Annotated in this window: 10 protein-coding genes and 1 pseudogene; 6 read left to right on the top strand and 5 right to left on the bottom strand. The window is 72.8% G+C overall.

Annotated features, from left to right (window positions below; genetic code table 11):
* Nucleotides 1-15: 15 nt before the first annotated feature.
* The gene (locus AC5L3C_RS36535; RefSeq protein ID WP_493653433.1) at nucleotides 16-2,886 is read right to left on the bottom strand and encodes a lectin; all 2,871 of its coding nucleotides are present in this window, start codon (nucleotides 2,884-2,886) and stop codon (nucleotides 16-18) included.
* Between the two features lie 244 nt (nucleotides 2,887-3,130).
* Nucleotides 3,131-4,086: pseudogene (locus tag AC5L3C_RS36530) on the bottom strand (TerC/Alx family metal homeostasis membrane protein).
* 168 nt (nucleotides 4,087-4,254) lie between these two features.
* On the opposite strand from AC5L3C_RS36530, the gene AC5L3C_RS36525 reads away from it, so the two are divergent.
* Nucleotides 4,255-4,881 carry a class I SAM-dependent methyltransferase gene (locus tag AC5L3C_RS36525; RefSeq protein ID WP_125509739.1) on the top strand — a complete coding sequence of 209 codons (627 nt, stop codon included), beginning with the start codon at nucleotides 4,255-4,257 and terminating at the stop codon, nucleotides 4,879-4,881.
* A 26-nt stretch (nucleotides 4,882-4,907) separates the two neighbouring features.
* Nucleotides 4,908-5,408, top strand: a complete 501-nt coding sequence (locus tag AC5L3C_RS36520; protein WP_493653432.1) for a DinB family protein — start codon at nucleotides 4,908-4,910, stop codon at nucleotides 5,406-5,408.
* Nucleotides 5,409-5,448: 40 nt separating this feature from the next.
* Here AC5L3C_RS36520 and AC5L3C_RS36515 read toward each other — a convergent pair whose 3' ends face one another.
* On the bottom strand, nucleotides 5,449-7,428 hold the full coding sequence (locus tag AC5L3C_RS36515; protein WP_493653430.1) for a glycoside hydrolase family 5 protein: 1,980 nt from the start codon (nucleotides 7,426-7,428) through the stop codon (nucleotides 5,449-5,451).
* 159 nt (nucleotides 7,429-7,587) lie between these two features.
* On the opposite strand from AC5L3C_RS36515, the gene AC5L3C_RS36510 reads away from it, so the two are divergent.
* Together AC5L3C_RS36510 and AC5L3C_RS36505 are read left to right on the top strand one after the other, a co-directional pair.
* Nucleotides 7,588-8,055, top strand: a complete 468-nt coding sequence (locus tag AC5L3C_RS36510) for a DoxX family protein (RefSeq protein WP_493653429.1) — start codon at nucleotides 7,588-7,590, stop codon at nucleotides 8,053-8,055.
* Between the two features lie 140 nt (nucleotides 8,056-8,195).
* Entirely contained in the window at nucleotides 8,196-8,609 is a 414-nt protein-coding gene (locus AC5L3C_RS36505) for a DUF4190 domain-containing protein (RefSeq protein WP_493653427.1), read from the top strand.
* Nucleotides 8,610-8,996: 387 nt separating this feature from the next.
* On the opposite strand, the gene AC5L3C_RS36500 is transcribed toward AC5L3C_RS36505, so the two are convergent.
* Nucleotides 8,997-9,668 (bottom strand): hypothetical protein, encoded by a 672-nt coding sequence (locus AC5L3C_RS36500; protein WP_493653425.1) that lies wholly within the window; start codon nucleotides 9,666-9,668, stop codon nucleotides 8,997-8,999.
* On the opposite strand from AC5L3C_RS36500, the gene AC5L3C_RS36495 reads away from it, so the two are divergent.
* Nucleotides 9,658-9,858: a hypothetical protein gene (locus tag AC5L3C_RS36495; RefSeq protein WP_493653423.1), complete on the top strand. Its 201-nt coding sequence runs from the start codon at nucleotides 9,658-9,660 to the stop codon at nucleotides 9,856-9,858. The two genes, AC5L3C_RS36500 and AC5L3C_RS36495, sit on opposite strands and share 11 nt — an antisense overlap.
* 17 nt (nucleotides 9,859-9,875) lie before the next feature.
* On the opposite strand, the gene AC5L3C_RS36490 is transcribed toward AC5L3C_RS36495, so the two are convergent.
* On the bottom strand, nucleotides 9,876-10,805 hold the full coding sequence (locus tag AC5L3C_RS36490; RefSeq protein WP_493653421.1) for a ketopantoate reductase family protein: 930 nt from the start codon (nucleotides 10,803-10,805) through the stop codon (nucleotides 9,876-9,878).
* Between the two features lie 102 nt (nucleotides 10,806-10,907).
* Between AC5L3C_RS36490 and AC5L3C_RS36485 the strand changes: the two genes are divergently transcribed.
* Nucleotides 10,908-12,995, top strand: a complete 2,088-nt coding sequence (locus AC5L3C_RS36485; protein WP_493653420.1) for a DUF4139 domain-containing protein — start codon at nucleotides 10,908-10,910, stop codon at nucleotides 12,993-12,995.
* The last annotated feature ends 7 nt before the right edge of the window (nucleotides 12,996-13,002 follow it).

Below are 13,002 nucleotides of genomic sequence, written 5' to 3'. Positions count from 1 at the left end.
TTGCTCGCCTCCTTTCTACGGCAGGGTCCACTTCTGGTTGGGTCCGGTGTGGCAGGTCCACAGATGGACCGGCGTCCCGTCGTTCCACGTACCGCCCGAGGCGTCCAGGCACTTGCCCGACTGCGGATTGACCACCGTGCCGTCCGACCGGGCCGCCCACGTCTGCGCCCCCGTCCCGTTGCACGTCCACAACTGGATCCGCGTACCGTCCGCACTCCCGCCACCGGACACGTCCAGACACTTGCCCAACGCCCGCAGCGAGCCGTCGTCCGCCACCGTCCAGCGCTGCGCCCCCGTCCCGTTGCACGTCCAGATCTGAATCTCCGTACCGTCCGCCGTGCCCGCGTTGTCCACATCCAGACACTTGCCGTTCACCCCCCTCACCTCACCCGTGCGGGTGCCGCCCGGGGAGGTGGTGAAGGAGAACTCGTCCACGTCGAACAGCGCGCCCGCGCCGCCCTTGAAGACGAGGTACAGGGTCGTGGTGCCGGCCGGCCCGCCGGTCACGGGCGCCGTGACGTTCTGGAAGGTCTCCCAGCCGCCGGTGACCGGCACGGCGGCCGTACCGAGCAGGGTGCCGGCCGGGGAGCCCGCGCGGACCTCCAGGGTGCCGCCGCTGCCTCCGGAGGAGACGCGGGCGGTGAACCCGGTGACGTTGTCGAGGCTGTAGGGGGTGAAGGAGATCCAGTCGCCGTCGTGGATGTCGCCGACGGTCCTGCCGCCGTGCGCGGGGGTGTGGTTGATGACGGTCACTCCGGCGGAGTCGCCGTAGTGTTCGGCCTGCCGGTGGCTGGGCTGGGTGATGTGCTGGTCGTGGGTGGTGAGCGCGGGCTGGCCGTTCGCTCCCCGGTCGGTGTACTCGGCGTCGACGACGCCGAAGATGTTGGCGTTGGGGTCGTGCTCCCCGTCCGCCAGGGTCTGCAGGGTGCCGGTGCAGCCGGTGGCCGAGGTCTGCGGGTGTCCGTGGCTGTCGTGGCCGATGATGAAGGTGACCTTCACCCTGGAGCAGTCGATCGTGCCGTCCTCCGGGTCGGTGACCGTCACCTTGAACGGGATGGCGTCGCCGAAGTCGTGCACGCGTCCGTCGGCCGGGGTGTCGAGCCGTACGGTCGGCGCGGTGTTGCCCACGGTGATCCGCACGGACGCCGTGGCGCTCTTGCCGGTGGCGTCGGTGACCTCGAGCGTCGCGGTGTACTGGCCGTTGTCGGTGTAGGTGTGGGACGGGTGGGCCGCGGTGGAGGTGGCTCCGTCGCCGAAGGTCCAGGCGTAGCCGAGTGCGTCGCCGTCGGGGTCGGAGGTGCCGGCCGAGGAGAAGCCGACGGTGAGGGGGGCCGTGCCGGAGGTGGTGTCCGCCGCGGCCTGGGCCACGGGGGCGCGTCCGCCGGTGACGTGCTCGATGCGGTACAGGGCCGAGTTGGCGTCGCCGTTGAAGTAGCCGGTGCCGTAGTCGAGGACGTAGAGGGCGCCGTCGGGGCCGAAGGCCAGGTCCATCACCTGGGTGCCGTTCCAGGGGAAGGCGTTGATGGACTGCACGGTGCCGTCGCCGCCGGTGTCGATCCGCTTGATCCAGCGGCGGCCGAACTCACCGGCGAAGAAGTCGCCGTCGAACTCGGCGGGGAACTTCACGTCGGAGGCGGAGTCGGCGTCGTAGCGGTAGACGGGACCGCCCATGGGCGACTCTGATCCGTTGCCGAACTCGGGGACGGAGGCGCCGTCGTAGGGGATCCAGGCGGGCTGGGCGGGCGGCAGGTCGGTCAGGCCGGTGTTGCGCGGCGAGGTGTTCTTCGGCGCGGCGCAGTCGAAGCGCGCGCCCGAGCTGCCGGAGCCGAAGTCGTAATCGGTGTAGGCGTCGTTCTTTCCGGTGCAGTAGGGCCAGCCGAAGTTGCCCGCCTCGGTGATCCGGTTGAACTCGACCTGTCCGCCGGGGCCACGGGAAGGGCTGGCGGTACCGGCGTCGGGGCCGTAGTCGCCGACGTGGACGGTGCCGGTGGCCTTGTCGACGCTCATCCGGAAGGGGTTGCGGAAGCCCATCGCGTAGATCTCGGGGCGGGTCCTCGCGGTGCCGGGTGCGAAGAGGTTGCCCTCGGGGATGCTGTACGTCGCGTCCGCGTTGACCTTGATGCGCAGGATCTTGCCCCGCAGGTCGTTGGTGTTGCCCGACGAACGCTGCGCGTCGTAGGCGGGGTTGCGCGAGGCACGCTCGTCGATGGGGGTGTAGCCGTCCGAGGCGAAGGGGTTGGTGTCGTCGCCCGTCGACAGGTACAGGTTGCCCTGGGCGTCGAAGTCGATGTCGCCGCCGACGTGACAGCACAGGCCGCGGGAGGCGGGCACGTCGAGGATCTTCCTCTCGCTGCCCGGGTCCAGGGTGCCGTCGGTCCTGAGGACGAACCGGGACAGCCGGTTGACGCCGTCGAACCGGGCGAAGTCGGCCGCTGTTCCGTCCGCGGGGGCGTCACCGGCCGGGGTGTCCAGCCTGGGGGCGTAGTACAGGTAGACGAAGCGGTTGGAGGAGAAGCCGGGATCGGCGGCGACGCCCTGCAGGCCCTCCTCGTCGTGGCTGTACACATCCAGTCTGCCCGCCACGGTGGTGGTACCGGCCGCGTCCGTCAGACGGAGCGTGCCGTCGCGCGAGGTGTGCAGCACCGAGCGGTCCGGCAGCACGGCGAGGGTCATGGGCTCGCCCATGTCGGCGACGCCCTTGGCGAGGGTGACCTGTTGGAAGTCCTCGGGCGCCGCGGCATCGGCGGCGTCCCGTGCGGCCGGTGGGGCGGTAGCCGGGGCGGTGGCCGCGGCGGCCGGGCCCAGGGGAAGTGCCAGGCTCATGGCGCAGGCCACGGCCGTCAGCAGCGTGCGGACACGTCTGTGTCCGAGCGGTCTCGTGCGCACGGAAGTCTCCAGGCATGTGGGGGTGGCGGCAGGCCCGGGGGCCTGCCGTGAGGAGTACGGGCGCGCGCCGTCGCGCCGTCGGGCTCCGGTCGTCACCGTGACCAGGGTTATGACCGGTTCATTTCAAGGAAGTTAGCGGGAGTCGCCCGGACGCGTAACCCCTTTCGCGCACGGACCCTCGCCTTTTTCCTCGAGTGGGACAAAGTGCGGACGTCGTCCCGCGGGCTGCGTCGAGCCGGGAAGCTCAGTCGTCGCCGGGGCGGTCGGCGGGCCCCTTGGCACCCTCCCGCCGCTCTCTCCGTGGTCGCCGCAGGCTGAACATTACCGAGGCCGCCAGGACGACGGCGATGACCGCGAGACCGACCGGCGGGGGGGATCTCCGGAACGTCGGCACTGATCGTCTCGTGGACGGCCTGGAGGATCAGCTTGACGCCGACGAAGCCCAGGCCGACCGCGAGGCCCACGTCCAGATGGCGGAACCGGTGGAGCAGTCCGGCGAGGAGGAAGTACAGGGCACGCAGCCCCAGGATCGCGAAGGCGTTGCTGGTGTAGACGACGAAGAGACCGTCACTGACGGCGAGGACCAGGTCGGCCGCTTCGATCGCGGCGACCACCGCGAGCAGCGGGGTCGCCGCGCGCTTTCCGGCCTCCTTGACGAAGAAGCGCGCCTGCGTACTCGTCCCGCACCGGAACGACCTTGCGGAGCAGCCGCAGGGCGACGCTCCTGTCGGGGTCGAAACCGTGTTCCTCGCCCTTGAGGAGCTTGTAGGCGCTGTAGAAGAGCACCGCCGCGAAGACGAACAGCACCGCCGTGAAGCGGCTGACCACGGCGACACCGAGTGACAGGAAGACACCCCGGAGGACGAGCGCGCCCATCACCCCGAAGAACAGGACACGGTGCTGGTGGACACGCGGCACCCGGAAATGGGCGAAGATCACGGCGAAGAAGAAGAGGTTGTCGACGGACAGGCTCTTCTCCAGCAGCCACGCGGTGAGGTACTCGGTGCCGGCCGTGGCGCCGAGGACGACGAAGACGACCGCGCCGAAGGCCAGGGCCAGCCCCACCCACAGGGCGCTCCAGGCGGCCCCCTCCTTGAATCCGATGACGTGCACGGCGCGGTGGGCGAGCAGGTCCACCGTCAGTGCCACCACCACCGTCGCGGCGAACAGCATCCACAGCCAGGGCGGGACCTCCAGCACGCCGCTCACCTTCTCCGCGGCCCGCGCCGACGCGGGCCCTCGGACAGAAGTCTCCGGTACGGCACCGTGCCGGGCGACACAGGGCGCTTGCCGTTCCGGCAACTTTCCGTGCCGTACAGGGGCGGCCCGGGCGACACTCGGACACCTTCCACCGAAGGAGCTCTCGACATGTCAGACACCGACGCACTCACGTTCTGGGACGGCGTCCACGCCGCGCGTCCGGCAGCGGCCGAACCGCGGCCGAACGTACGGCTGACCGAGTTCGTCACGGACCTGCCGCCCGGTGACGCACTGGACCTCGGCTGCGGGCCCGGCGGAGACGCCGTGTGGCTCGCGCGCCGGGGGTGGCGGGTCACCGCCGTCGACGTCTCGTCCGTGGCGGTCGAGCGTCTCACCGCGCTGGCCGCCGCCCACGGTCTGGACGCGCGCATCCGCGCCCAGCGGCACGATCTGCGCGAGTCCTTCCCGGACGGCCGGTTCGACCTCGTGTCCGCCCACTACCTGCACACCCCCCTGGAACTGGACCGGGCGGCCGTGCTGCGCACCGCGGCGCACGCCCTGCGCCCGGGCGGGCGGCTGCTGGTCGTCGATCACGGTTCGACCGCCCCCTGGTCGTGGAATCAGGACCCCGATGTCCGGTACCCGGGCCCGCTGGAGGTCGCCGAGGGCCTGGCCCTGGACCCGGCGGTGTGGACGGTCGAACACGCCGACTCGCCGCGCAGGACCGCGACCGGGCCGGGCGGAGCGACCGCCGAAGTCACCGACCACATCCTCGTCGTCCGCCGCACCGCGTGAACGACACGGCACCGCCGGGAGGCAGCATGTCCGCCGCACCACGTCGCGGAGTCCGCCACGACACCCCGCCGCCCCGCACCGGGAGCGGCGAGGCGGAGGTCCTGCGCGGGTTTCTCGACTACCTGCGCGCCTCGATCGCCGCGAAGGTCGAGGACGCACCCGAACCGCAGGTGCGTACCGCCGGAGTGCCTTCGGGAACCAACCTGCTCGGCCTGCTCAACCACCTCACCCACGTCGAACGGGCGACGTTCCTCGGGGACCGGGTGGCCGACTGGCAGGCGACCTTCCACGCCGCACCCTCGGACGGCGTGGCGGAGGTCGTCGCCCGCTACCGGGAGGCGGTGGCCCTGGCGAACGACGTCCTGGACGGGTGCGCGGACCTCGGCTCGCCCGTGCCCCGCCCGCGCTCCGGCCGGCCCGCGCCCAGTGTCCGCTGGGCGCTCACCCACATGATCGAGGAGACCGGCCGCCACGCCGGCCACGCGGACATCCTCCGCGAGCTCATCGACGGGGCGACCGGACGGTGATCAGCCCCCGTGAGCCCGCGTGCCCATGGCCTCCCTGTCGTCAGGGTGTGCCGCCGGAGAGCGGGCGGCAGTAGAGGGCGTCCGGGGTGCGTGCGGACAGGAAGCGGCCCGTGTAGGCGATGCCGGCGGCGTACTCGCCGTCCGCGCACTGGCCCTTGTAGTGGCCGTGCGCGAAGTCGCCGCCCTTGGGCCGCTCGCCCCGGTTGTCGCCCCGGTCGAACCAGACGGTGCGGCCGCTCGTACCGGTGAGCGCGCCGTCCGGGGCCTTCGCGCACAGGGCGGCGGAGACGGCGGCGCCGCGGACGCTGTAGCCGGTGAGGAAGTGGCCCGCGGGGCACTGGAGCTTGGTGTAGCCGGAGGCCCAGTCGCCGCCGGGCGGGACGTACCGCTCGTCCTTGACGACCTGGTGGCCGCCGGCCGGGTCCCACAGCGGCCCGGCGGTCACGTCGGAGCACAGGCCCCGGTTGCCCGTGTGGGCGAGGCCGAGCAGGCGCTGCCCGTCGGGACACACCGCCTTGCGGGCCCCGGAGTCCCAGTCGGGCAGCGCGCGCATACGGCGTGAGGCCACGAAGTCGGCGTGGTCGGGGCTGAGCATCGACCAGTGGTCCACCGGGGCGACGGGGCCGGTGCGGCCGGCGGCACGGACGAGCCGGGTCCACGCGCCCTCCCGCCAGTCGTCGCCGTCGTGGATGCCCATGCGGTTGCCCGCGGCGTCCCAGTGCAGCAGGGCCCATCCGTTGCCCCTGCGGTTCTCGTGCCAGCCGACGAGCGGCCAGTACGCGAAGTCGGCGTCGGTGCGGATCAGATGGTCGACGAAGTTCTCGAACCAGGCCCGGTCGGCGGCGCTGTTCTCCTCCCGGCCTCCGACGCCGAACTCGCTGATCCACACGGGCGCGGTGAAGTGCCGGTCCTGCTCGGCGCCGACGAAGAAGGCCTGGCGGTTCAGGACCTCGATCAGCTCGCCGGGTGACAGGTCGCGGTAGCGGGGGTCGGTGGTCTCGCCGATTCCGGTGGCTCCCGTGTGGTTCGGGCCGGTGTAGCCGTAGAAGTGGGCGGAGTACACGAGCTTGCCGGAGTCGACGAGGGTGTGGGAGAGATGGCGGGCGGGTTCGAGGGTGGGGCGGCCGTGCGCGAACCCGTCGACGGGAATGCCGGTCCAGTTGATGCCCTCGACGACGATGAGGAGGTCGGGGTCGGCCTCCGTCAGGATGCGGTCGCCGACGCGCTGGGAGGCGGTGAACCAGTCGTGGTTGTCGCCGAGGCCCCAGTTGGGGTCGTCCCACACGGAGCGGCGGACCTCGTTGTAGAGGTCCGCGCCCACGACACGGTCGTTGTCCCGGTAGCGGCGGGCCATGAACAGCCAGTCCTCCTCCCACTGCTGTGTGGACCGGCTCGCGTTCCAGCGTTCGTTGCCGTCGACTCCGCAGCACCAACGGGTCGTGTTGGTGTGGTTGTTGAGGATGACCGCGAGGCCGGAGCCGGTGAGTTCGCGGATCACGGCGTCATAGACCTGGAGCGGAGTCCTTTCCCTCAGGCCGGGGTTGGCCGCGACGGCTTCGTCCCGGACGGGGCGGGTGTCGTGGATCATCTCGTTGGAGAAGGGCAGCCGGATGCTGTTGATCCCGATCTCGTGGAACCCGGCGATGATCTCCGCCATGGGCGCGCGGTCGAGGCCGAGCGGGATCCGGTGGGAGTTCTCTCCGGCGTGGTGGTTGGCGTCATCCTCCGTGCTGCCGCTGCCCTTCCATGTGCCGCTGGCGCCGTGCCAGTTGCCGGACCGGAGTTTGAACCGGTCTCCGTTCGCGTCCACGATCCAGCGGCCCCGCGTACTGAGCGGCGGCGTCCAGGAGTCGACAGAGGTGACGGAGGCGGCCTCCGTGCGGTCCGGGGCCGCCGGTGGGGCGGCCGCCGCCGCGACGCCGGGCATCGAGGGCGCCAGCAGGAGGAGGGCGCCGAGAACTGTCCTGACCAAGGAGCCGCGCACGGTCACCGTCCCAGTCGTCGTCGCACGGAATGTCATGACAGCGTCATAATGCGGCACGGACGGCAGGTGGTCCAGACAATCCGCACAGCGCGGGGATGAACTCTTGGCGTCCCCCGCACGTAAGAGGAGAACGGGCGGCTCCTCGCACGGTCGCCCGCACCCGTCGCGCCACGTTCATCCAAGGAGTACGCAGCAATGAGCACCGCACCCCTGAGCGATCGGCTCTCCAGCCACCAGCCTCTCGTTCTGGGCCTGTTCCGTATCGTCCTCGGCGTGCTGTTCACCAGCGAGGGCGCCGCCACGCTCTTCGGTGTGCTCGACCGGGAGGCCACCCCCACGGGCGACTGGCCCTTCTGGTACGCGGGAGTGATCGAGCTCGTCTGCGGTGCCCTCATCCTCCTCGGCATCGCGACCCGCAGCGCGGCGTTCCTCAGTTCGGGCGCCATGGCCTTCGCCTACTTCACCGAGCACCAGAAGGACGGGCTCTTCCCGCTGCAGAACGGCGGTCTGTCCCCGGCACTGTTCTGCTGGGGCTTCCTCCTCCTGGTGTTCTTCGGCCCCGGTGCCCTGTCCCTGTCGGGCCTGCTGCGCCGCGACGCCACGCATCCCGCACCGTCCGGCCCGCACGCCGCCCGGTCCACCTCGCCGGGCCAGGCGGGCTGACCTCGGCACGGTCAGGGAGGGTCCACGGCGCGGAAGGCGACGCACGGTGCACGAGGGGCCGGAGGCATTCGCCGCCGGTACGGGGGCAATCGGCACGTACGGCAAATCACGTGGACCGATGCAGAGATGAGTGTGATGACATGTCCTACCCGGAACGCCCCCCGGCGCGCACGGACGCCATGAACGCACAGCATGACACGGGCGTGCGGCGGGGCAACGGAATGGCCGTCGCCGCACTCGTCCTCGGCATCCTCGCGGTCGTCCTCTTCTGGACCGTCGTCGGTGGTGCCCTGCTCGGACTCCTGGCTGTGGTTTTCGGCGTCATCGGTGCCCGCAAGGCACGGGGAGGCCGGGCCCCGCACGGTGCGATGTCCATCGTCGGGGCGGTACTCGGCGCGCTGGGGCTGGCCGCGTCCGTGGTGATCATCGCGATCGGCGCGTCGATCCTCAACTCGGACGAGTTCAAGGACTTCGACGACTGTGTCCGGCAGGCCGACACCCAGAGCGAACGTGACGCATGTGCCGAGGACTTCAACCGGGACGTCAACGACTGACCGGGGAAGGTACCCGCCTACGGCCACGGGATCGGTCACGTCACCCGGACGGACGGTACAACCGGGCGCACGGCACAACGTCCGGCCGATGCGGCAGGCGCCCCACCGGGTCGCATAGCACAGTGGGACCATGAACCGTCACCGACGCCCACCCCGACGTGCCCCGTGGATCGCGGGCGGCGCCGCCCTGCTCGTCCTCGGGGGACTCGGCGTGTGGGCGTTGGTCGGGCGGGACGGCGGCGATCCCACCCCCAGGCCCTCGGGGACGGATCTGTCCCTGCCCACGCTGAACCCGCTGCCGTCCTGGACGTTCGAGACGGAGCCCTCCGGCACCGCCCCGGGGACGCCCTCGCTCACCCGGTCCCCCGGGGCGACATCCCGGTCTCGTCAGCCGGCCCCGCCGAGCGGGGGAGCCGCGACCCGCACGGGGCCGGGGATCCCGGGGCCCGCCACCGAGCCGGCGGTGCCGGGTGAGCGGCCGGCCACCGGCTCGGCGGCGCCGGGCAGGGAGCCGGGGCCCCGCCCGCCCGCGACGGACGGCACGGGCGTACGCCCGCCCGGCACGGGAGCGGCACCGACACCCGTGCCGGCGCGGCCCCCGGGGCCCGGAACCTCGGCACGTTCCACCGTGCCCGCGCCCTCCGGCTCCCCCGCGCGTCCCGAACCGGCGCGGCCTGCGACGAAGCGTCCGCAGACTTCGGCACCCGCGCCGACACCCTCGAAGCACGCGCCGAAACCCTCGACGCCCGTCCAGCGGCCGTCGAAGCCCACGCCCAAGCCCTCGACGCCCGTCCAGCGGCCCTCGAAGCCCACGCCCAAGCCCTCGGCACCCATCCAGCGCCCGTCGAAGCACGCGCCCAAGCCGTCGACGTCCGAGCAACGTTCCTCGAAGCCCGCGTCCAAGTCCCCGGCACCCGTGCCGCAGCACTCGGAGCCCGCGCCGTCGTCCTCCGCCCTGACGCCCGTCCCGACCCGCCCGCCGAAGCCCGCCGCGCCGAGTGCGACGCGCACACCGCCCGCCACCCCGACAGCCGGACCGGACCGGGCGGTGACCACCACCTGGCACACCTCACCGACGGCGGTCGCCGCCGCCCGGCGCATGGCCGAGCGGGGCAAGGTCGGCGACCGTGCCTGCTCCATGGCGGCCGTCGGCCACCCGGACCCCGCGCTGGTGCCGCGAGGCGACCGCATCGGCATCGGGCGCCACGGTGATTACTGGTGTCTGATCAAGGGGGACGGCGCACGGTGAACGAGTGCACCGCCGCGTCATGCCTCTGACGGTGTTCCGAGCACGTACGGGGCGAGGATGTCGGCCACCGTCCGGTTGCGCGGGGCGGGGACGCCCAGCCGGGCGGCCAGGTCGGCCACTGCCCCGCTGAGCCAGGGCAGCTCGAGACGGTTGCCGTTCTCCAGGTCGTTGTGCATGGAGGAGGTCATGTCCGCGGGCAGCGTGTCGCAGAAGGCCAGCCGGCTCTCGGCGAACGCGTCGTCCACGGGGACCCCGGACGCCTGCGCGACGGCCACGGTCTCCTCCATGATCTCGCGCAGCAGCGCCCGGGAACGCTCGTTGGAGCGGACGACTCCGATGGGCCGGCGGACGGCCGCCGTGGTGGCGGACAGACCGACGAGGAAGACGAACTTCTCCCAGATCACCTTGTCGATCCCGTCGCTGGTCTCCGCGTCGATGCCCGCGTCGCGGCAGGCGGCCAGCAGGTCGGCGACCACCGGTTCCTGGCTCGGGTGACGTGCGCCGAAGACCATTCTCTGCAGGGTGCCGTTGTGCCGGACGACACCGGGTTCCTCGATGAAGGCGGAGATGAAGCAGGCTCCGCCGAGGACGGATTCCTCGGGCAGATGACGGCGCAGGACGGGGTCCTTGTCCACGCCGTTCTGCAGCGAGAGCACCGGCGCCTTCCCCGCGTTCGAGGAGGCCAGCTGTCCTGCCACGTCCTCCGTGTCCCAGAGCTTCACCGCGACGACGACCAGGTCCACGGGACCGAGCCGGGCGACGCTGTCGACGAAGGCGTCGGGTGAGGTGCGGACGTCGCCCAGCGGGCTGCGGACGAGCAGGCCCTCGCTGCGCGCGGCCTCCAGGTGGCGGCCCCGGGCCACGAACGTGACCTCGTGGCCGGCCGCGGCCAGCCGCGCCCCGAAGTAGCCGCCGACCCCGCCGGCTCCCACCACCGCTGTCCTCATGTGCGCCCACCGCCTCGTCGTCCGCCGGAGAGGCTACTACGAGGCCCGGTGGCGCGCGGCGTAAGCTGCCCTCGGCACGGGCGCGGCTGGAGTGGGGGGTACATGACGGCTGGGGCGGCTCCTGAGTGGACGTCGGTTCTCGATTCGGTGGTGGTGTACGCGCAGGGCGCGCTCTGCCGACGGCTGGCCCGGGGCCCGGTGCCGGCGGGCGGACGGGTGCGGGTGACAGGACTGCCCCGCTCGCTGGACCCGGACTCGTTGCGGGCCCGCGTCGTCGACGCCTCGGGGACGCGCGTCACAGAGGCGCGGGTCGAAGTCGAGGCCGAACCCCAGGACGCGGACCGGGCGGGCGAGTTGCTGCGCGAGGTGGAACGCCTGCGCGACGCCCGGGCTGCCGCGCAGGGCCGCCGGGACCGGCAGCTGACCCTGATCGAGGAGATCGGCGCGCTGCGTCCGGTGCCGCCCGCCCGCAGGAAGGACGACCCGCATCGCCGTACCCCGGTCGACGCGTGGCTGAACCTCTCCGCCTTCGTCGACGACCGGCTGACCGCGCTGCACAGCGGGCTGCGCGCGCTGGAGGAGGAACTGCGCCGGGCCGAGCACGACCTGTCCGTCGCGTTGGACCGGCTCTCCCGTGCCGGCTCCGACGCGCCGTCGGCGCATGTGGCCACCTCGTTCTGTGCGGTCCTGACGCTCGACGGCGCCGGTGAGGCGGAGACCGAGGTGGAGGTGGAGTACGGCGTGCCCGGCGCCGTGTGGGTGCCGACCTACCGTCTCACCCACCGTCAGGGCGAGGACGTCGGGCGCCTGTCGCTGCGGGCGTCGGTCGCTCAGCGCACCGGCGAGGACTGGACCGGGGTGCGCATCGCGCTGGCCACCGCCGATCTGCGCCGTCGCACCGGCCTGCCCCGGCTGCGCTCCGTGCGCATCGGACGCAGTCAGCCGACGCCCTCCGCTCCGGGCTGGCGGGAGCCCCCGGCGGGCCTGGCCGGTCTCTTCGCCGGGTACGACGCCGCCGGCCCGCGGCCCGGCGCGACCGCCGCCGACTCGACAGCCGGGGCCGCGATGGTCGGCGCCGCGCCTCCGCCCGCACCGGGAGGCTACGGCGGCCCGGGGGGTCCGGGTGACGCGGAGGGGCTCACGCAAGGGTTCGGCAGCGCCGCCGCCGGCACCGTGACGCGGTCCAGGCCCCGCCCCGGCGCCAGGCCGCGCACCGGCGCGGGGCCCGCCCCGGCCCCCGCCCCGGCCCCCGCCCTGGCTCCCGCCCTGGCTCCCGCGGCTCCGGGAGCGGCCCCGCCGCCAGCGATGTCCGCCGCCCCACCCCTCGCCGCACCACCGGCGCCCGTGCCGGGGCCGCCGCAGCCGGACGCCGCGGAGCTCGACTACAGCGCACTCGTCCTGTGCGGCCCGGACGACCCCGAGAGCCGCAGGGGGCGGCTGTTCCCCGGTACCGGATTCGACCCGGTGACCGCCGAGTACCGGCGGCGCGCCGAGACGGTGGCCGCGCTGCCGCTCCCGGGGCGCACCGAGCGCCCGCGCGAGTCGGCGGGTTCCTTCGACCACCGCTACGACGCCGCCGCGCGCGCCGACATCCCCTCGGACGGCACGTGGCACAGCGTCGCCATCGGTGAGGTGCCGGTGGGTCTGCGCACCTCGTACGTCTGCGTACCCTCCGTGGAGCAGACCGTCTACGCGACCCTGGTGCTCTCGAACGCGACCGACCAGGCCCTGCTGGCCGGTCCGGTGGAGGTCACCGTCGACGGGGACTTCCTGCTGACCGCCGCCCTGCCGACGCTCGCCCCGGGCGGGGTGTGCCGGATGGGCCTCGGACCGGCCGAGGCGATCGGGGTCACCCGCCGGACCAACCTGCACGAGTCGACCGCCGGTCTGCGCAACAACGTCACCGTGCTCGACCACCGTGTGCACGTGGAGCTGGCCAACCGGCTCCCCCTGCCGGTCTCCGTCGAGGTGCGCGAGCGCGTGCCCGTCACCTCGGAGGCGGACGTCCGCATCGAGGAACGGGGTGACTGGGTGGCGCCCGAGGACGACGAGAGCCCCGAGCACCACGCTCCGGGCACCCGTCTGTGGCGGGTCGAGCTGCCCGCCGGTGGCACCGTCGCACTGGACGGCGGCTACGAAATCCGCATCCCCGCCGGCAAGGCCCTCACGGGCGGCAACCGCAGGAGCTGACACAGTC

The organism is Streptomyces speibonae, assembly GCF_984686075.1.
The sequence above is the reverse complement of the archived record's forward strand: the minus strand, read 5'-3'. Positions and strand labels throughout refer to the sequence as shown.

Bases quoted from the DNA above. Each gene is read 5' to 3' on its own strand.
- AC5L3C_RS36525 (WP_125509739.1), top strand. From the start codon at position 4,255: ATGTCAGACACCGACGCACTCACGTTCTGGGACGGCGTCCACGCCGCG.
- AC5L3C_RS36520 (WP_493653432.1), top strand. From the start codon at position 4,908: ATGTCCGCCGCACCACGTCGCGGAGTCCGCCACGACACCCCGCCGCCC.
- AC5L3C_RS36515 (WP_493653430.1), bottom strand. From the start codon at position 7,428: ATGACATTCCGTGCGACGACGACTGGGACGGTGACCGTGCGCGGCTCC.
- AC5L3C_RS36510 (WP_493653429.1), top strand. From the start codon at position 7,588: ATGAGCACCGCACCCCTGAGCGATCGGCTCTCCAGCCACCAGCCTCTC.
- AC5L3C_RS36505 (WP_493653427.1), top strand. From the start codon at position 8,196: ATGTCCTACCCGGAACGCCCCCCGGCGCGCACGGACGCCATGAACGCA.
- AC5L3C_RS36490 (WP_493653421.1), bottom strand. From the start codon at position 10,805: ATGAGGACAGCGGTGGTGGGAGCCGGCGGGGTCGGCGGCTACTTCGGG.
- AC5L3C_RS36485 (WP_493653420.1), top strand. From the start codon at position 10,908: ATGACGGCTGGGGCGGCTCCTGAGTGGACGTCGGTTCTCGATTCGGTG.